Source organism: Xanthomonas sp. NCPPB 2586, from assembly GCF_041475775.2.
In the GTDB taxonomy this organism is placed as follows: Bacteria; Pseudomonadota; Gammaproteobacteria; order Xanthomonadales; family Xanthomonadaceae; genus Xanthomonas; species Xanthomonas campestris.
Genome location: NZ_CM192981.1, coordinates 3,935,150 through 3,953,184 on the forward strand (window position 1 = coordinate 3,935,150; position 18,035 = coordinate 3,953,184).

Here is an 18,035-nt window from a genome sequence, read left to right on the forward strand (position 1 = left end):
GCAGTCGTTTTGATCGCTGCTCTTAGTGCACGGTGCCGTTGTTGAGCGGGTCCAGGCGATCGATCACGCCCTGCATCGCGCTGTCGAACGCGCCGTCGTTGATGTGCTCGCGCAGCCGCCCCAGCCGCACCATTACCGCCAATTCTTCCGGAGAAGCGACGCAGAAACGCACGCCACGCCGGTTGACGAACAGCAGCCGCGAGGAGATCGGGCTCACCCACGACAGCTTGCCCGCCTGCACCTTGCCGTCCTTGTCGACGAAATCCAGCCATGTGCCGATGTCCATCGCGCGGAACCGCTCCGCATCGGCGCTGTCGATACTCTGTGCCACGGCCTCGGCGCCCAGCACCACGCTGACGCTCTCGGCCGCCGGCGGTGGCAGGTTCACCTGCGGCAACTCCGGCAAGGCCTTTTCCAGCTCTGGCCGCGCCTCGGCAATGGCCTGCAAGGTGTCGTGCAGCGCGGTGATCGCCACCACCACGGCATCGCCATGCAATCCCACGCTGGCAAACACACGGTGCAGCGCCGGTTGCCAGGCCTGCAGCCACTGCTTGCCGATGATGTGGCGGCGCGCCTCGGCCAGTTCCTCCAGCACGCCGTCGGCCATTGCCAGCGCCTCGACGGTTCCCGGGCCTTCGTCGCCGTCGCGCAGGATCGCCATGGTCAGGTGATGCAGCCACGGCTGGCGCAGGAAATCTTCCACGGCCTTGGGCAATGGCGCGCCGGCCTGCACGCGCTGCTCCAGTTCCAACAGCGCGCGGGCGCGCGCCAGTTCGAGTTTTTCCTGGCCACGCTGGGTTTCAGTAGCGCGGCGTTCGGCAATTTCCACCCGGCGCCGGTGCTGCGACAGGAAGTCGCGAAATTCTTCTTCCAGGGTGAGAAAGATCGCCAGATTCTCGTTGAATTCGGCCACCAGGCGGTCGACGATTTCTTCGACCTTGCCCATCAGCACGCGCTCGGCAGCGCTGTCGCCGTTGTTGCCTTCGCAGGCCTCGGCCAGCGAATTGAGCAGGCGCCGCGCCGGATGGGTCTTCTGGACGAACATCTTGCGGTCCAGCAGCGCCACTTTGACGAAGGGCACCACCAGCCGGCCGATCATCTCGCGCGAGCGGTTTTCCAGGTCGCGCTCGTCCAGCATCACGTCGAACAGCATGCCGACCAGGTCGATCGCATCCTCGTCCATCGGATCCAGCTTCGCGGTGGCCGGGTCCACGCCCAGACGCGTGGCGCTGTTGAGCACTTCGTTTTTCAGACGCTGCGCAAGCGATTCGTCGTCGTCGCCGATCGCCGCCTGCAGCGTGGCACTCGGCGTGGCCTGCAGCAGCGACAGCACCGACATCATCTCGCGCTGGCTCAGCGGGCGTTGCTGCCCCACCGCTACGGATGCGGCGGATGCGGCGTTTTCGCGCACGTTGCGGGTCTGCTGGAGCAGCTCGTGCAGGGCATCGAGCAGCATGCCCTGGCTGCCGCCCGGGTGATCGGCGTCGCCGTCTCCGCCCGCATGGCCATCCGCACTGCCGCGCTGCGCGGCCGCCTGCATGCGCCCGCGGCTATGCGCCCAGCGATCCAGAAACCGGTTGGCCCAGGCCGGCGCGTACTGCTCGTTGGGGTCTTCGCCAGCGGCCTCGCCATCGAACCCCTGGCCGTCGGCGGCGCTGCGTTCGCCCTGCGCCTGATCGCGCGGCTGCATGCGCGGCGGCGCACGCTTGGGCTGGGAAATCTCGGGCATCACCCTGGCCTTGGCCAGGGTCTCGTCCAGTCGGGCGTATAGCTTGCCGATCGGCTCGGCCAGGTCGCGCTCGCACAGTTTGATCAGCACCAGGCGCACTTCCGGCGCCAGGTCGCAGGTGGCAAAGGCTTCGTGGATGGCTACGCCCAGATGCTCGGGGCCCACCGGGTTGGTATCGGCCACCAGCTCCAGGCCGCCGGCGATCCAGCCCAGGCGACGATCGATGCGCGCCAGCACCTGCTTGAAATCCCGCAGCAGCACGGTGGCCAGGTTGCGCACCGCCAACCGCGATTCCAGCACGTGCTCGGGCACCAGGCTCAGCGGGCCGGTGCCCATGTCGCCGGCCAGCACCACCTCCGCCGACAGCGGCGTGCCTTGCAGCAAGGCCTGCCAACCGGCCTCGAGCTGCTGGCGGAATTGTGAAGAGACCTCGTCGCGCTTGCGGCGCAGTTCGCGCATGCCATCGAGAAACAGCAACTGTGACGCGCCCGCGGATTCGGCGCGGTCGAACAGGACATCATCGAAATGTGCCACTGCAGCTGCAAATACCTGCGCGATCGGCGGCACGAAGACAGCGTGCGCCTGATCGAGCAAGCGTTGGTCACGGCCCGGGTGTCCCGACGGACTGGGCTGGAAGGTCATGCGCAAAGGCTCCCCGCCTTTGCAGGCGTGAAAATTCTCGAACGAGGAAAAACAGACGCGGCCCCAAATTCCGCCCTCGCATGGTAGGCGGATGGTATGCGCGATAAATGTGACGAAGTTCTCACTTTACTCGTGACCGCCCAGGGTTTGCATGGCAGTCGGACATCGTAGCCCCTGCATTGCAGTGGAGCTTGCCAGAATCGGCCGGGCGGCGGCCAAGGTTAAGCATGCGCGGCGCCGGAACCATCCAGGCGGTCCACCACCCCTTGCATGGCGCTGTAGAAGGCATCGTCCTCGCGGTGCAAGCGCAGCCGGTCCAGCCAGACCATCATGGCCAGTTCTTCGGGCGAGGACACGCACAAGCGCCCGCCACGGCGGTTGACGAACATCAGCCGCCCGGAGATCGGGCTGATCCAGGACAGCTTGCCCGGCTGTACACGCCCGGCGCGGTCGATGAAGTCCAGGCAGGTTCCCAGCGGCAACCTGCGGAAGTAATCGGCGGTGACGCGGTCAAATTCCACCTCGGCAGAGGCGTCCAGCATCGGGGTCAGCGGTTCGGCCACCGCATCGGCGGGGCTGGCGCCAACCCGCAAGGTCGCCAGGATCGGCGCGGCCGCGCCCTGCCCGGCCACCAGCGCGTGCTGCAGTTCCTGCAGCGCCTGCTCGGCTTCGCGCTGGGCCAGCCCGGCCTGGGCAAACGCCTGCAGCAGTGCCGCGCGGTACGGCTCCAGCGCTTCGCCGCCGCCGGCCTGGCTCAGCTGCGCCAGCACCGCGTCGCCGAGCGCCAGCGCCTCTTCGAGCAGCGGGCCGGCGCCATCGTCGCGCAACGCCGCCCGCTGCACCGCCGGGTGCCAGACGCGGCTGAAAAAATGCTCCACCACCGGCGGCAGCGCGCCACGCGCCAGCCGCTCGGCCAAGACCTGTGCGGCGACGCCGCGCGCACGCTCGCGGCGTTCTTCGGCGCGCTGCAGTTCGTTGGCACGGCGCTCGGCGATTTCCACCCGGCGCCGGTATTGCTCGTAGCTGGCGCCGAACTCGGCCTCCAGCGACAGAAACACCGCCGGGTGCTCGTCGAAATCGCGCACCACCTCGTCCACTGCGGCCTGCACCTGCGCCAGCAACGCCTGCTCGGCCGAGGTTTCGCCACCGTTGCCGTCGCAGGCCTCCACCAACAGGTTGAGCAGGCGCCGTGCAGGATGACCATCGCGCACGAACAGGCGGCCGTCGAGCATGGCCATCTTGGCCATCGGCACCAGCAGATGGCCCAGCAAGGCGCGCTGCCAGTCGGACAGATGGCTCTGCACCAGGATCGCTTCGAACAACAGCGCCACCAGATCCAGCGCGTCTTCGTCGTCAGGATTGAGGCGGGCGGTGGCCGGGTCCACGCCCAGCGAGGCCGCCGCACGCATCACCTGCTGGCGCAGCCCGCGCGCCAGGCCCAGCTGCAGCCCGTCGATGGCCTCAAAGCCGGCCTTGGGCATGGTCTGCAGCAATGACAGGGCCGAGACCACTTCGCGCGGCGACAGCAACCGTTGCTCGGTGGAGACAGTTGCCTGGCCCGGCTCGCGTTGCCGGCGGGCATGCTGCAGCAACTGATGCAGCCCGGCCGGCAGCACGTCTCGGCCGGTGCGCAGATGCACGTCGATGACCTCCACTCCGACCAGCGCACTCTGGCCGCCGGACCAGTCGGCGAAGAAGCGTGCGATCCAGTCGGGCGCATCGCCGCTGTCTTCGCCCACTGCCTCGCCCTGGCGCGGAATCCCGCGCCGGCGGCTGCGTGCCTTTGGCAGGTCGCGCAGGCGCGCCACCTGTGCCAGCGCCTGTTCGAGTTCGCTGTAGCGTGTGCCGACGCGGTCCATCAACTGCTGCTCGCACAGTTTGATCACCGCCAGATGCACCTTCGGCGCCAGGCTCACGCCCTGGAAGGCTTCGTACAGCGCCACGCCCAGGTGCTCGGGGCCAAACGGATTGCTGTCGCCGTCAATGCGCAGGCCGCCGGCAATGAAGCCCAGGTAGCGGTTGAGCCGCATCAGCTCCGGGCGCCACTGGTGTTGCAGGGCGCCCGCCAGGTTGCGCACCGCCAGGCGCACCTCCAGGTCGTGTTCGGGCAGCAGGCTCAGGCCCGCGCCGCCGCGCGCCAGGGTGCGGTCGGCCGACAGCGGGCGCCCGGATTCCAGGCCTTGCCAGGCCTGCGCCAGATGCCCACGGAAGCGCGCGGTGATCGGCTCACGTTGCTGGCGCAACGCCTTGATCGCTTCCATGAAATCGTTCTGCGCCGGGCCGGCATCGGCCGCCAGCCGGAACAGCGACTCGGCCAGCACGTCCTGCACGTCCAGGAAGGCGTCGGCCAGCGGCACGAGCACCACCTCGCGCACCTGATCCAACAGTTGCGGGTTGCGGCTGGGAAGCGCATCGGTGGGCAGGAACTGGGTCATCGGACGACGCGAAGGGCACGCATGAAGAAGGATCTGCCATGGCAGGCGGACAGCGCCCGGCCGGCCATGGTGCAACGGGCGTTGGGAAGGGCCCGTCTATAATCGAGCACCCCCGCCGTGATCCGGAATTATGCACGCACCGTATTCGCTCCAGGCGCTGGACGCCCGCCGCTCGGTTCCCTCCAAACAACTCGGCGAGCCCGGCCCGGACGAGGCCACCTTGTTACGCATGCTTACCTCGGCGGTGCGCGTGCCCGACCACGGCAAGCTGGTGCCGTTCCGCTTCCTGCGCATTGCCGGCGATGCACGGCAGGCGCTGGGCGAGTTCCTGGCCGAACGCACCCTGGCAGGCGATCCGTTGACGCCGCCAGCGGCCGTGCAAAAGGACCGCGAACGCTTCAGCCAGGCGCCACTGGTAATTACGGTTATCGCCACGCTGCAGCCGGAGCACAAGGTGCCCGAGCAGGAACAGTTGATGACCGCAGGCTGCGTCTGCTTTGCGCTGCTGCAGGCTGCGCAGGCGCATGGCTTCGGTGCGCAATGGCTGACCGCCTGGATGGCCTACGACCCGGCGGTGGCCGGGTATCTGGGGCTGGGCGAACACGAGCGCGTGGTCGGCTTCATCCACATCGGCACACCGCGCATGCAGGTGCCCGAGCGCGAGCGCCCCGACCCACGCGCACTGCTGCGCGACTGGACGCCGTGACCACGCCCGCGCCCCCGCTTGCCACCGCGCCGCTTGCCGCGGCGCTGCGGACGCCGCGCCCGGTGCCGCTGTATCTGGTTGATGCCAGCCTGTACGTGTTCCGCGCCTGGCATTCGATCCCGGACGAGTTCCAGGACGCGCAGGGCTGGCCCACCAATGCGGTGCATGGCTTTGCCCGCTTCCTGCTGGATCTGCTCGAACGCGAGCGCCCGCAGCACATCACCATCGCGTTCGACGAAGCGCTGGACAGTTGTTTCCGGCATGCGATCTACCCTGCTTACAAGGGCAACCGCGAGCCCGCGCCGGACGCACTGCGCCGCCAGTTCGCGCATTGCAAGGCACTGTGCGCGGCATTGGGGCTGAGCGTGCTGGCCCATCGCGAATACGAAGCCGACGACCTGATTGGCAGCGCGCTGCACAGCGCGCGTGCGCGGGGCCTGCGCGGCATCATCGTCTCGGCCGACAAGGACTTGTCGCAGCTGTTGTTCGAACACGACGAACAGTGGGACTACGCGCGCAATGTGCGCTGGGGCATGGACGGGGTGAAGGCACGTCATGGCGTGCACGCGCACCAGATGGCCGACTACCTGGCGCTGTGCGGCGATGCGATCGACAACATCCCCGGCATCACCGGCATCGGCGCCAAGTCCGCAGCGGTGCTGCTGGCGCACTTCGGCAGCCTGGATGCCCTGCTCGAACGGCTGGACGAGCTGCCGTTCCTGCGCTTGCGCGGCGCTGCGCAAATGGCGCTGCGGTTGCGCGAACAGCGCGAGCACGCCTTGCTGTGGCGTCAGCTCACCACCATCGCGCTCGATGCGCCGCTGGAACTCACCGAGTCCGGCTTCACGCGCGCCCCCGCCGATACCGACATGCTGACCGGCCTGTGCGACAGCCTGCGCTTTGGCCCGCTCACGCGCCGGCGCCTGCTGGCCGCCAGTGGCGGCGCCGTGTTGCCGCCACCTCCCGCTTCCCTGTCCCAAGGTCCCTTTCCATGAATCGACACGACACTCCGCCCACCGTGGTCTACGAAGGCAAGTACCAGCGCATGGTGGTTCGCGGCACCTGGGAATATTCCGAGCGCGTACATGCCGGCGGGCTGGCCGCGATCATCGTGGCGGTGACGCCGGACGATGCAATGCTGTTCGTCGAACAATTCCGCGTGCCGTTGCAGGCGCGCACCATCGAAATGCCCGCCGGGCTGGTGGGCGATATCCATGCCGATGAATCCATCGAGCTATCGGCGATCCGCGAACTGGAAGAAGAAACCGGCTGGACCGCCGACCATGCCGAAGTGCTGATGATCGGCCCCACCTCGGCCGGCGCCAGCAGCGAGAAGATCGCCTTCGTGCGCGCCACCGGCTTGCGCAAGGTCGGCGCAGGCGGCGGCGATGCAAGCGAAGACATCACCGTGCATGAAATCCCGCGCGCACAGGTGGGCGCGTGGCTGGTGCAGAAGATGGCCGAGGGCTACCAGATGGACCCCAAGTTGTGGGCCGGCCTGTACCTGGTCGACCACGCACTGGATGGCACGCCGCGTGGTTGAGGTGGCCGCCCCGCTGCTCGGCCCGGATGACCCCGCGCCGTTCACGGTGCGCAACGCGCAAGGCGCATCGCCGTGGTTGTTGATCGCCGATCACGCCGGGCAACGCGTGCCGGCGCGCTTGCACAACCTCGGCCTGCCGCAGCACGAACTCGACCGGCATATCGGCTGGGACATCGGCATTGCCGAGGTCACGCGCCGGTTGGCCGAGCAGCTGGACGCGTTTTCGATCAGCCAGACCTATTCGCGGCTGGTGATCGACTGCAACCGCCCGCACGCTGCCGCCAGCCTGATGCCGGAGGTCAGCGACAGCACGCCGATTCCAGGCAACGCCGGGCTGACCGCCAGCGCGCGCCAGCAACGTATCGACGCCATCTTTGCGCCGTACCACGCGCGCATTGCCGCCGAACTGGACGCACGCGCGGCACGCACCCAGCCCACGCTGCTGGTCTCGATGCACAGCTTCACCCCGGTGATGGCCGGGATCGCACGGCCCTGGCATGCGGGCGTGCTGTACAACCGCGACACGCGCCTGGCGCATCGGCTGCTGCAGGCTTTGCGCGCGGAACCTGATCTGGTGGTGGGCGACAACCAGCCGTATGCGGTGAGCGATGCCACCGACTACGCGATTCCGGTGTACGGCGAAGGCCGCGGCCTGCCGCATGTGGAGCTGGAAATCCGCCAGGACCTGATCAGCGACGCCGCCGGCCAGGCCGCCTGGGCACAGCGGCTGGCGCGGCTGTTGCCGCCTCTGGCGGAGGGTTTGCCGGGCTAAGTACCGCGCTGGTTTGTTGAGCTAAACGCCGCGATGGTTTGCCGGGCTGCAAGCGACGTAGGAGCGCGCTTGCGCGCGATGGGGCGTTATCGGTAAATCCCCATCGCGCGCAAGCGCGCTCCTACGTAGTGGTCGTTGCCTTAGCGCATTGCATCGCATTGCATTGGCGCGTTGCATTCGGCAACGCATCTACTGCGGCAGCTTGGTCAGCGGCCGGACATGCCGGCCGCTCACCGCGCGCCTTCTCAGGCGAAGCTGTCGGTCGCACGCACCAGCGCGTCGACAGTCTCCGGCTCGAAGGCCGAGTGACCGGCCGCCGGGCTGATCTTCAACTCGGCCTTCGGCCAGGCCTTGTGCAGCTCCCACGCGCTCTGCATCGGGCACACCACGTCGTAGCGCCCCTGCACGATCACACCGGGAATCTCGGCGATGCGGTGCGCGTCGCGCAGCAGCTTGTCTTCGGCATCGAAGAAGCCGCCGTTGACGAAGTAGTGGTTCTCGATACGTGCAAAGGCCAGCGCGAAATGCGCGTCCTCATGACCGGTGACGAAATCCTCGTCCACATGCAGGAAGCTGGTGGCGCCTTCCCACACGCTCCAGGCCTTGGCGGCGGCCAGGCGGGTGGCTTCATCGGTGCTGGTGAGGCGGCGATGGAAAGCGGAGATCAGGTCGTGCCGTTCCTCTGCGGGAATCGCGGCGATGTAATGCTCCCACGCATCCGGGAACAGCCGGCTCGCGCCTTCCTGGTAGAACCACTCCAGCTCCCAGCGGCGCAGCAGGAAGATGCCGCGCAACACCAGCTCGGTGACCTGCTGCGGATGGGTCTGCGCGTACGTCAGCGCCAGGGTCGAGCCCCAGCTGCCGCCAAACACCTGCCAGCGGTCGATCCCCAGATGCGCACGCAGCCGTTCGATGTCGGCGACCAGATCCCAGGTGGTGTTGTCTGTGAGATCGGCATGCGGCGTGGAGCGGCCGGCGCCACGCTGGTCGAACAGCACGATGCGGTACTTGGCCGGGTCATGGAACCGCCGCATCTTGGTATTGCAGCCGCCGCCCGGGCCACCATGCAGCATCACCACCGGCTTGCCCTGCGGGTTACCGCATTGCTCGAAGTAGAGGGTGTGGCGGTCGTCGACCTGGAGGGTGCCCTGGTCGAAGGGCGTGATCTCGGGATAGAGCGTGCGCATGCGTCGGTCCTGCGGGAAAGGCCGCATTGTATCGGCTGCCGCCAGAGGCACGCCGCGCGGCGATGCGCAGGGACATGGCGTTGCGCGCAGGCACACAGCTTGGTGTGGAATCCGTCCTTCAGGCGGGTTGCTTGCTCGACAGTCCAGACCGAACCGCTGCCGCATGCGCCGGGATCACCCCGCAGCGTGCGGCCACTGCCCCAGCGTGACGCGGTCGCGCTGCTCCAGGTCCTGGTGGGTCGCCACCGCTGCAAACCCACGCGCGATCAACAGCGCGGCCACCGCCTCGCCCTGGTCCCAGCCGTGCTCGAGCAGCAGCCAGCCGCCTGCCAGCAGATGGGCGGGGGTATCAGCCACGATCAAACGGATGTCATCCAGGCCGTCGCTGCCGGAGGCCAGCGCGCTCGCCGGCTCATAGCGCAGATCGCCCTGCTGCAGATGCGGGTCCGCAGCGGCGATGTAGGGCGGATTGCTGGCGATCAGATCGAACCGCTCGCCGGCCAGCGGTTGCAGCCAGTGGCCTAGGCGGCACTCCACGTTGTGCAGCCCATGCGCGTGCGCGTTGTGCCGGGCAATGGCCAGGGCATCGGCACTGGCATCGGTGGCGATCAGTTGCGCCTGCGGCCGCTCGCTGGCAATTGCCAGCGCGATCGCGCCGCTGCCGGTACCCAGATCGACCACCCGGACGCCGGCGGTCAGCTCCAGGCGTTCCAGCGCCAGCTCCACCAGCGTTTCGGTATCGGCGCGCGGGATCAGCGTGGCGGTGGAGACCGCCAGGTCCAGGGTCCAGAACCCGCGCGAGCCGGTCAGGTAGGCCACCGGCTCTCCCTGGTGACGCCGCTCCACCAGCGCGCCGAAGCGCTGCGCCTGCTCAGCCGGCACCGGATCGCGCCCATGCGCGAACAACCAGGCGCGGTCGCGCCCCAGCGCATGCAGCAGCAAGGGCTCCGCGTCGCTGCGCGCAATGCGGATGACCGCCTCGCGCAGCAGCTGTTCGGCGGACATGACGGCGGGAGCCTCAGACATGCGGCAACTTCACTTGTGCGAAACATCGGCCGACCATTATCGGGGATGGCAGCAGGTGCGCACGCCAGAGCCAGTCTGACGTTTTGATAGCCGCAGCCTATCTATGCAATTCCATCAATCGATTTGAGATATCTATTGATCCTACCTACCATGGCGCCTGTTCCGTCCCCCAACCCCCTTCACCGCAAGAGGAAACTCAATGTCTCTCATCAACACCCAGGTCCAGCCCTTCAAGGCGAACGCGTACCACAACGGCAACTTCATTGAGGTCACCGAAGCAAGCCTGAAGGGCAAGTGGTCGGTGCTGATCTTCATGCCGGCCGCCTTCACCTTCAACTGCCCGACCGAAGTGGAAGACGCCGCTGACAACTACGCCGCGTTCCAGAAGGCCGGCGCCGAGGTGTACATCGTTACCACCGACACGCACTTCTCGCACAAGGTGTGGCACGAAACCTCCCCGGCCGTGGGCAAGGCGCAGTTCCCGCTGATCGGCGACCCGGCCCACAAGCTGACCCGCGCGTTCGGCGTGCACATTGAAGAAGAAGGCCTGGCCCTGCGCGGCACCTTCATCATCAACCCGGAAGGCGTGATCAAGACCCTGGAAATCCACGACAACTCCATCGCCCGCGACGTCACCGAGACGCTGCGCAAGCTGACCGCGGCACAGTTCGTGGCCAACAATCCTGGCCAGGTCTGCCCGGCCAAGTGGAAGGAAGGCGCCAAGACCTTGGCTCCGTCGCTGGACCTGGTCGGCAAGATCTAAGCCGCCTCGCATCCCTGGTCCGGTTTCCGGGCCGGGGGTGAACCGGAGCCGGTGCCGGGCTGCCCGCCAGCCATCGCCAGCACGCACCCCGCCTTCGCGCCGGCTGCGGTTCATCCCCTTCCTCCCCAGGCGACCTGCGCATGCGCAGCGACGCCATGCCCTCCCCTTGCCCATTCCCAGGAGTTTTCCATGTTGGATGCCAATCTCAAGACCCAGCTGACCGCCTACCTGGAACGGGTCACGCGGCCGATCCAGATCCATGCTTCGATCGACGACATCCCCAAGGCGCGCGAAATGCTCGAGCTGCTCGAGGATCTGGTGCTGCTCTCGGACAAGATCAGCCTGGACGTGCACCGCGACGACAACCAGCGCAAGCCCTCGTTCGCGCTGACCACGCCGGGCCAGGACATTTCGGTGCGCTTTGCCGGCCTGCCGATGGGGCACGAATTCACCTCGCTGGTGCTGGCGCTGCTGCAGGTTGGCGGCCACCCTTCCAAGGCCACTGCCGAGCTGATCGAGCAGGTGCAGCACCTGGATGGCGACTATCAGTTCGAAACCTATTTCTCGCTGTCGTGCCAGAACTGCCCGGACGTGGTGCAGGCGCTGAACTTGGCCGCGGTGCTGAACCCGCGCATCAAGCACGTGGCCATCGATGGCGCGCTGTTCCAGGACGAGGTGGAAACCCGCCAGATCATGTCGGTGCCCACCGTGTACTTGAACGGTGAACTGTTCGACCAGGGCCGCATGACGCTGGAACAGATCGTCGCCAAGCTCGACACCAATGCCGCCAAGCGCGATGCCGCCAAGATCGCCGCCAAGGACGCCTTCGACTTGTTGGTGGTTGGCGGTGGCCCGGCCGGCTCGGCAGCAGCGGTGTATGCCGCACGCAAGGGCATCCGCACCGGCGTGGCTGCAGAGCGTTTCGGTGGTCAGGTGCTGGACACCATGTCGATCGAAAACTTCATCTCGGTGCCGGAAACTGAAGGCCCGAAGATGGCTGCCGCGCTTGAGCAGCACGTGCGCCAGTACGACGTGGACATCATGAATCTGCAGCGTGCCGAGCAGTTGATCCCGGCCGGTGCCGATGGCCTGGTCGAAATCAAGCTGGCCAATGGCGCATCGCTCAAGAGCAAGACGGTGATCCTGTCCACCGGCGCGCGCTGGAGGCAGATGAATGTGCCCGGCGAAGACCAGTACAGGAACAAGGGCGTGGCCTACTGCCCGCATTGCGATGGCCCGCTGTTCAAGGGCAAGCGCGTGGCGGTGATCGGCGGCGGCAATTCGGGCGTGGAAGCGGCGATCGATCTGGCCGGCATCGTGGCGCATGTCACGCTGGTGGAATTCGACGACAAGCTGCGCGCCGACGAAGTGCTGCAGCGCAAGCTGCGCAGCCTGCACAACGTGCGCATCATCACCAGCGCGCAGACCACCGAAGTGCTGGGCGATGGTCAGAAGGTCACTGGGCTGGTCTACAAGGACCGCACCGGTGGCGACACGCAGCACATCGACCTGGAAGGTGTGTTCGTGCAGATCGGCCTGCTGCCCAACACCGAGTTCCTGCGTGGCACGGTGGAGTTGTCCCCGCGCGGCGAGATCATCGTCGACGACCGCGGCCAGACCAATGTGCCGGGCGTGTTCGCGGCCGGCGACGCGACCACGGTGCCGTACAAGCAGATCGTGATCGCGATGGGCGAAGGTTCCAAGGCTGCTTTGAGCGCGTTCGATTACCTGATCCGCTCCAGCGCACCGGTCAGCGCCGACGTAGCCCAGGCTGCGTAAGCGTGAGCTCAGCCAGCGCCCGGCCCGCCCGGGCGCTAAGCTGCGGTTGGTCCAGTCCGTTCCACGTCACAGCCACGAGGGCTGCTGCACATGAATCTGCGTGACCTGAAATACCTGGTAGCCCTGGCCGACCACAAGCATTTTGGCCGTGCCGCCACTGCCTGTTTCGTGAGCCAGCCCACCTTGTCCACCCAGATCAAGAAACTGGAAGACGAGCTCGGTGTGCCGCTGGTCGAACGTGCGCCTCGCAAGGTGATGCTCACCCCGGCTGGCCGCGAAGCCGCCATGCGCGCGCGCAGCATCGTGGCCGAAGTGGAACAGATGAAGGAAGCCGCCCGCCGCAGCCAGGACCCGGAAGCGGGCACCGTGCGCCTGGGCATCTTCCCCACCCTGGCACCGTATCTGCTGCCGCATGTGGTGCCACGCATCCGCGAGCGTTTTCCGCGCCTGGAGCTGCTGCTGATCGAAGAAAAAAGCGACCAGCTCATCCACCAGTTGCGCGAAGGCCGCATGGACGCCGCACTGCTCGCCCTGCCCCTGCAGGACGAGCAGTTGCATGCCGAATTCCTGTTCGAAGAACCCTTCGTGCTGGCAGTGCCGGAAGGTCATCCGCTGTCGCGGCATGACAGCATGACGCTGGACGATCTCTCCGAGCAGCGCCTGTTGCTGCTGGAAGACGGCCATTGCCTGCGCGAACAGGCGCTGGACGTGTGCCATCTTGCCGGCGCACTGGAAAAGTCCGAATTCCAGGCGACCAGCCTGGAAACCCTGCGCCAGATGGTGGCGGCCAATGTCGGTGTCACCCTGCTGCCGATGCTGGCAGTCAAGCCGCCGGTGGCACGTTCGGAAAACATCCGCCTGATCCGCTTCCGCGAAGACAAGCAGCCCAACCGGCGCATCGCCATGGCGTGGCGGCGCAGCTCGGCAATGACGGCGTTCCTGGAGCAGCTCTCGCAGATCTTCAAGGAATTGCCTGACAGCCTGTTCACGCTGGACCAGCCGGCAAGCGGCCCGAAAGCTGTCGCCGCCTGAAGGCCGCGCACTGCCGCGGTCGCTTCACAACGCAATCTTGTCGACAATGGACGAAGGCGGCACGCAGGTGTCGCCTTTTGCTTGTCCACTCTTTACCGCTGATGCCGGCGCCTACTGGCAACGCGTGACCGGTGCGATGTGCCCGCCTGCATTGTGGTCACGCCGCGCCGCCCTCACCTGTTGTTGGAGGGCGCACCGTGCGTCCGCTGCCCTTGTCAGGAGATTGCCATGACCTCGCAACACCACAGCGGCTTGCCGCCATCCATCCTGGTGTCCAGCCACGACCTTGCCCGCCTTGAAGCGATGCTCGAGTCTTCCGCGTTGAACAACCATCCGGCCGCCGCTGCGCTGGCCGACGAACTGGGCCGCGCACGCGTCGTGCCGCCCGACCAGATTCCCGGCGATGTCGTCACCATGCACTCACGCATCGAATGCGAAGACGAGCTGCATGGCGAACGTCACACGCTCACCCTCGTGTACCCGCACGAAGCCGATGTCCAACACAGCCGCATCTCGGTGCTGGCGCCGGTGGGCACCGCCTTGCTCGGCCTGTCGGTCGGCCAGTCCATCGATTGGCGCGCACCCGGCGGACGCGACCTGCGCTTGCGCGTGACCGCTGTGCACGACCAGCCCGAAGCGGCGGGCGACTTCCGTCGCTGAGCGCGCTAACGTAACGCGCTGCGTCCTATCCCCGACCCGTTCCACGATTCGAGAGAACCCGCATGACTGCATCCCCCTCCAAGCTTGCCCAACTGCGTGACCTGTCCGTTGTCGTTGCCGATACGGGCGACTACGACGCGATCAAGCGGCTCAAGCCGGTCGATTGCACCACCAACCCCACTCTGGTCAAGAAAGCGCTGGATCTGCCGGTGTATGCCGACCTGATCGAGCGCGAGCTGGCCTGGGGCCGCGCGCACGGTGGCGAAGACCGCAACAGCACCATCAACGAAGTGGCCGATCGCCTGACCGTCGGCGTGGGCACGATGTTGTCGGAACTGGTACCCGGCCGCGTGTCCACCGAAGTGGACGCGGACCTGGCGCACGACACCCAGGCCACCATCGCCAAGGCACGCAAGTTCATCGCGATGTATGCCGAGCGTGGCGTGTCCAAGGACAAGATCCTGATCAAGATCGCCGCCACCTGGGAAGGCATCGAAGCCGCGCGCCAGCTGCAGCAGGAAGGCATCGACTGCAACCTGACGCTGATCTTCAACCGCTCGCAGGCGCTGGCCTGTGCCGAGGCCGGTGTGTTCCTGATCTCGCCGTTTGTCGGCCGCATCCTGGATTTCTTTGTCGCCAAGGGCCAGACCCCGGCCAGCATCGACGAAGACCCGGGCGTGGTGTTCGTGCGCGGTGTCTACGACGAGTTCAAGCGCCGCGGTTCCTCCACTGTGGTCATGGGCGCCTCGTTCCGCTCCACTGCGCAGATCGAGGCGCTGGCCGGCTGCGACCGCCTGACCATCTCGCCGGACCTGCTGGAGAAGCTCGACGCCGACCACGGCGACCTGCCGCGCAAGCTGTCGCCGTTGACTGCGGACAACGCGGCCATCACGCCGATCAACAGCGACAGCTTCGCCACCGACTTGGCCGCTGACGACATGGCCACCGAGAAGCTGGCCAGCGGCATCGACACCTTCGCCAAGGACCTGGAGGCGCTGCGCAAGACCATCGCCGACAAGCTTGCTGGCTGATCGTTCCCGTTGTTGCGTCACTTCGAACGCCTGCGGCATCGCCCGCAGGCGTTTTTGTTTGTGGCATTAGCGATTGATTCGCAGCGCGCACAGACCGCCACCGATCGATGACCTGCAGCCCAGCGCGATCTGCCACTGCCGCGTAAGCCTCCAGGCGCGTGCCGCCCCGGCGGCGCAGAACCCCAGCAACCGGCGCGTTGCTGTTTCGACAACACGCTCACAACATCTGACGGGCCGCTGCCTAGAATCCGGATTCCTCAACGGACGAAACGGACAATGGCAAACATCGCAGTGGTGATGGTCGACGGTGTCGCCGACTGGGAAATCGGCGTGGTCCTGCCTGCGGCGCGCGAGTGGTTCGGCGACCAGGTCGCCATCGCCAGCATCGACGGACAGCCGGTGCACTCGATCGGCGGCTTGCGCATCACGCCGGAATTTGCGCTCTCGGATCTGGCACCGCTGGACGCCGATCTGTGGATCCTGCCAGGCAGCGAACGCTGGCAAGCCGGCGAGATTCCCGGGCTGAGCGGCGTACTGTGCGAACGCGTGCAACAGCAGCGCCCGATTGCGGCCATCTGCGGAGCCACCATCGCACTGGCGTATGCGGGTCTGCTCGACGAGCGGCCGCACACCAGCAATTCGCTGGCGTTCTTGCAGGAGCACGTGGTGCCGTATGCCGGCGCTGCGCATTACCGGCACGAGAAAGTGGTCAGCGCCGACGGCGTGATCACCGCACCCGGCACCAGCCCGGTGGGGTTTGCGGTGACCTGCATGCGCACCCTGCATCCGGAGCGCACCGAGCTGTTGGCACAACTGCGCGGCATGTTCTCGGGCGAATTCGTCTAGACGTAGTGGCTATTGGCGTAACAAGACACGCCCTTCTGCGATATGCCGGCACCGAGTTTGTGGGGGCAGCTCGCTAATCAGCGAGAATGCGCCTTCCACGGCTGGGGAGGTTCGTGCCACGCATGTGCGAGAAGTGCGCATCGAGTGGTGGCATGCCAGAAAACTGTGGAAACGCAGATGCTGCTCGTGTGCTGAGACTTGCCAGCACGTCGCACTCAAGCCGCCGCGACTACCACTCAATGGCGTTACCGACCTCTGCGTCCACGCGCCCGACGCCGGTGCGTGACGCATGCGCCTGCAGGCGGCGTCGCGCACCAGCACGCAACCAGTCTTCCGCACCGGCGGTCGGCCACCGCTACTGACACACAAAAAGATGGCCACGCCGTCTCCGGCGCAGCCATTGCAAGTTGCCTGGCATGCACTCCCATGCGCTGCCTGATCGTGAAAACGCTGCCGGTCACTATGGCCATCGGCACGCCACGATCACATGGCAGCGCTTGGATCCGGCCTCGCCTTTCCGCTCAGGCATCCAGCCCGATCGGGCAGCTCACTCCCGTTCCGCCAAGCCCGCAATAGCCATTGGGATGCTTGGCGAGATACTGCTGGTGATCGTCTTCGGCGTAATAGAACGTGGGCGCCGGGTAACGGATCTCCGTGGTGATGTCGCCATAACCGGCTGCGGTCAATCGCTGCTGGTAGGCATCGCGGCTGGCAATGGCCGCGTCGTATTGCGCTTGCGTGCTGCAGTAGATCGCCGAGCGGTATTGCGTACCGACATCGTTGCCCTGCTGCATGCCCTGGGTTGGATCGTGGCTTTCCCAGAACGTGCGCAGCAATTGTTCGAACGACACCGCCTGCGCGTCGTACACCACCAGCACCGCCTCGGTGTGGCCGGTCTGCCCTGAGCAGACTTCCGAATACGTCGCGTTCGGTGTTTCGCCGCCGGCGTAACCCACCGCCGTGGTGTAGACCCCAGGCACGTTCCAGAACTTTCGTTCCGCGCCCCAGAAGCAGCCGAGCCCGAATTGCACCTGGGCCAGGCCGGTGAACTCACCACGCAACGGGTGGCCGTTGATCAGGTGCGTGTTGTGCAGGGGCAACGCCTGGGTACGTCCCGGTAGTGCTTCGCCGGGCCGTGGCATGCGTTGTTTGAAGGCGCCGATTCCCAACATGGTGCAACTCCCGCGTGTTTGAGGGTTGCCTGCTGGATGGCGCCGGTGGGAGCGGCTTTCAAGCCGCTCCCGGCGATTGCACCTCACTTCGCCTTGGTGACCGCAGCGGTTGCGGCGGCGGTATCCACTTCCGGCATGGCCGAGCTGTGGTGGTTGATGATCAGCCACTTGCCGTCGCGCTTTTCGTACACGAAGGTGTAGCGGGCCTGCACATCGCTCTTCTTGCCGCTCTTGTCGGTGAGCGTGAAGGTGTACACACCCGCGTCCACCGCGCTGTCGTCATCGAGCAGGCGCACGGTGCGGTAGTTGATGACGCCCTTGGGCTTCTTGGTCAGGAACATCTCGAAGTAGTTTTCGATCTGCTCGCGTGAGGCGCGTACTTCGTTGGAGACCGTCGGCAATAGCACGCCGTCCGGGGCGTACAGGTCGGCCACCTTGTGCGGGTTGCCGGTGGCCAGGGCCGCGTTCCAGGTGTCGAACAGCGCAGCCACTTCGCGCGCTTCGCCATCGGCGGGCAGCGCGGCCTTGTCGGTGTAGTGCATCACGCCGCCAGCCAGCGCCGGGGTGGCAGCCAGAGCCAGAACCAGAGAGAACAGGGTGCGACGCATGGGGTATCTCCGTTGAGTGATGGGGGGTTGCCTCAGTGGGCGAGCCAAGTATCGAAATCCAGCGAGCCCAACAATTCTGCCGAGTGGCATATACTCAAATATGC

Annotated in this window: 16 protein-coding genes; 10 read left to right on the top strand and 6 right to left on the bottom strand. The window is 66.5% G+C overall.

The genetic code is table 11. The features are described 5' to 3' along the window. Positions 1-22: 22 nt before the first annotated feature. Both pacR and ACCQ09_RS17215 read right to left on the bottom strand, forming a co-directional pair. Entirely contained in the window at positions 23-2,371 is a 2,349-nt protein-coding gene (gene pacR, locus ACCQ09_RS17210) for a PacR family protein (protein ID WP_228427866.1), read from the bottom strand. 221 nt (positions 2,372-2,592) lie between these two features. Then, positions 2,593-4,806, bottom strand: a complete 2,214-nt coding sequence (locus tag ACCQ09_RS17215) for a DUF1631 domain-containing protein (RefSeq protein WP_011036077.1) — start codon at positions 4,804-4,806, stop codon at positions 2,593-2,595. 130 nt (positions 4,807-4,936) lie between these two features. On the opposite strand from ACCQ09_RS17215, the gene ACCQ09_RS17220 reads away from it, so the two are divergent. From ACCQ09_RS17220 to ACCQ09_RS17235, 4 genes are read left to right on the top strand one after another with little or no spacing between them, the layout of a single operon-like run. After that, complete coding sequence (locus ACCQ09_RS17220) at positions 4,937-5,512, top strand: nitroreductase family protein (protein ID WP_011036076.1); 576 nt, start codon at positions 4,937-4,939, stop codon at positions 5,510-5,512. Beyond that, positions 5,509-6,507: a 5'-3' exonuclease gene (locus ACCQ09_RS17225; RefSeq protein ID WP_011036075.1), complete on the top strand. Its 999-nt coding sequence runs from the start codon at positions 5,509-5,511 to the stop codon at positions 6,505-6,507. Before ACCQ09_RS17220 ends, ACCQ09_RS17225 begins: the two co-directional genes overlap by 4 nt. Continuing rightward, positions 6,504-7,055 carry an NUDIX hydrolase gene (locus ACCQ09_RS17230; RefSeq protein WP_012439149.1) on the top strand — a complete coding sequence of 184 codons (552 nt, stop codon included), beginning with the start codon at positions 6,504-6,506 and terminating at the stop codon, positions 7,053-7,055. The genes ACCQ09_RS17225 and ACCQ09_RS17230 overlap by 4 nt, the downstream gene beginning before the upstream one ends. Beyond that, positions 7,036-7,827: an N-formylglutamate amidohydrolase gene (locus ACCQ09_RS17235; RefSeq protein ID WP_011036073.1), complete on the top strand. Its 792-nt coding sequence runs from the start codon at positions 7,036-7,038 to the stop codon at positions 7,825-7,827. The genes ACCQ09_RS17230 and ACCQ09_RS17235 overlap by 20 nt, the downstream gene beginning before the upstream one ends. Positions 7,828-8,072: 245 nt before the next feature. On the opposite strand, the gene pip is transcribed toward ACCQ09_RS17235, so the two are convergent. Together pip and prmC are read right to left on the bottom strand one after the other, a co-directional pair. Further along, entirely contained in the window at positions 8,073-9,014 is a 942-nt protein-coding gene (gene pip, locus ACCQ09_RS17240; RefSeq protein ID WP_011036072.1) for a prolyl aminopeptidase, read from the bottom strand. 174 nt (positions 9,015-9,188) lie between these two features. After that, the gene (prmC, locus tag ACCQ09_RS17245; RefSeq protein ID WP_011036071.1) at positions 9,189-10,040 is read right to left on the bottom strand and encodes a peptide chain release factor N(5)-glutamine methyltransferase; all 852 of its coding nucleotides are present in this window, start codon (positions 10,038-10,040) and stop codon (positions 9,189-9,191) included. A 199-nt stretch (positions 10,041-10,239) separates the two neighbouring features. Here prmC and ahpC point away from each other — a divergent pair, with 199 nt between their 5' ends. From ahpC to ACCQ09_RS17275, 6 genes are all read left to right on the top strand, one after another. Next, complete coding sequence (gene ahpC, locus ACCQ09_RS17250) at positions 10,240-10,803, top strand: alkyl hydroperoxide reductase subunit C (RefSeq protein ID WP_011036070.1); 564 nt, start codon at positions 10,240-10,242, stop codon at positions 10,801-10,803. Positions 10,804-10,992: 189 nt separating this feature from the next. Continuing rightward, positions 10,993-12,582: an alkyl hydroperoxide reductase subunit F gene (ahpF, locus tag ACCQ09_RS17255; protein ID WP_184396509.1), complete on the top strand. Its 1,590-nt coding sequence runs from the start codon at positions 10,993-10,995 to the stop codon at positions 12,580-12,582. Between the two features lie 90 nt (positions 12,583-12,672). After that, on the top strand, positions 12,673-13,614 hold the full coding sequence (locus ACCQ09_RS17260; RefSeq protein ID WP_011036068.1) for a LysR substrate-binding domain-containing protein: 942 nt from the start codon (positions 12,673-12,675) through the stop codon (positions 13,612-13,614). Between the two features lie 228 nt (positions 13,615-13,842). Beyond that, positions 13,843-14,274: a nucleoside diphosphate kinase regulator gene (gene rnk, locus ACCQ09_RS17265; protein ID WP_011036067.1), complete on the top strand. Its 432-nt coding sequence runs from the start codon at positions 13,843-13,845 to the stop codon at positions 14,272-14,274. Positions 14,275-14,336: 62 nt separating this feature from the next. Further along, complete coding sequence (locus ACCQ09_RS17270) at positions 14,337-15,305, top strand: transaldolase (protein ID WP_184396512.1); 969 nt, start codon at positions 14,337-14,339, stop codon at positions 15,303-15,305. Positions 15,306-15,581: 276 nt separating this feature from the next. Beyond that, positions 15,582-16,151 (top strand): type 1 glutamine amidotransferase family protein, encoded by a 570-nt coding sequence (locus ACCQ09_RS17275; protein ID WP_011036065.1) that lies wholly within the window; start codon positions 15,582-15,584, stop codon positions 16,149-16,151. Between the two features lie 521 nt (positions 16,152-16,672). Here the strand turns inward: ACCQ09_RS17275 and msrA are convergent. Together msrA and ACCQ09_RS17285 are read right to left on the bottom strand one after the other, a co-directional pair. Then, the gene (gene msrA / locus ACCQ09_RS17280; protein WP_228427865.1) at positions 16,673-17,323 is read right to left on the bottom strand and encodes a peptide-methionine (S)-S-oxide reductase MsrA; all 651 of its coding nucleotides are present in this window, start codon (positions 17,321-17,323) and stop codon (positions 16,673-16,675) included. A gap of 83 nt (positions 17,324-17,406) precedes the next feature. Further along, the gene (locus ACCQ09_RS17285) at positions 17,407-17,931 is read right to left on the bottom strand and encodes an SgcJ/EcaC family oxidoreductase (RefSeq protein ID WP_228427864.1); all 525 of its coding nucleotides are present in this window, start codon (positions 17,929-17,931) and stop codon (positions 17,407-17,409) included. Between the last annotated feature and the right edge of the window lie 104 nt (positions 17,932-18,035).

Bases quoted from the DNA above. Each gene is read 5' to 3' on its own strand.
- pacR (WP_228427866.1), bottom strand. From the start codon at position 2,371: ATGACCTTCCAGCCCAGTCCGTCGGGACACCCGGGCCGTGACCAACGC.
- ACCQ09_RS17215 (WP_011036077.1), bottom strand. From the start codon at position 4,806: ATGACCCAGTTCCTGCCCACCGATGCGCTTCCCAGCCGCAACCCGCAA.
- ACCQ09_RS17220 (WP_011036076.1), top strand. From the start codon at position 4,937: ATGCACGCACCGTATTCGCTCCAGGCGCTGGACGCCCGCCGCTCGGTT.
- ACCQ09_RS17230 (WP_012439149.1), top strand. From the start codon at position 6,504: ATGAATCGACACGACACTCCGCCCACCGTGGTCTACGAAGGCAAGTAC.
- ACCQ09_RS17235 (WP_011036073.1), top strand. From the start codon at position 7,036: ATGGCACGCCGCGTGGTTGAGGTGGCCGCCCCGCTGCTCGGCCCGGAT.
- pip (WP_011036072.1), bottom strand. From the start codon at position 9,014: ATGCGCACGCTCTATCCCGAGATCACGCCCTTCGACCAGGGCACCCTC.
- prmC (WP_011036071.1), bottom strand. From the start codon at position 10,040: ATGTCTGAGGCTCCCGCCGTCATGTCCGCCGAACAGCTGCTGCGCGAG.
- ahpC (WP_011036070.1), top strand. From the start codon at position 10,240: ATGTCTCTCATCAACACCCAGGTCCAGCCCTTCAAGGCGAACGCGTAC.
- ahpF (WP_184396509.1), top strand. From the start codon at position 10,993: ATGTTGGATGCCAATCTCAAGACCCAGCTGACCGCCTACCTGGAACGG.
- ACCQ09_RS17260 (WP_011036068.1), top strand. From the start codon at position 12,673: ATGAATCTGCGTGACCTGAAATACCTGGTAGCCCTGGCCGACCACAAG.
- rnk (WP_011036067.1), top strand. From the start codon at position 13,843: ATGACCTCGCAACACCACAGCGGCTTGCCGCCATCCATCCTGGTGTCC.
- ACCQ09_RS17270 (WP_184396512.1), top strand. From the start codon at position 14,337: ATGACTGCATCCCCCTCCAAGCTTGCCCAACTGCGTGACCTGTCCGTT.
- ACCQ09_RS17275 (WP_011036065.1), top strand. From the start codon at position 15,582: ATGGCAAACATCGCAGTGGTGATGGTCGACGGTGTCGCCGACTGGGAA.
- msrA (WP_228427865.1), bottom strand. From the start codon at position 17,323: ATGTTGGGAATCGGCGCCTTCAAACAACGCATGCCACGGCCCGGCGAA.
- ACCQ09_RS17285 (WP_228427864.1), bottom strand. From the start codon at position 17,931: ATGCGTCGCACCCTGTTCTCTCTGGTTCTGGCTCTGGCTGCCACCCCG.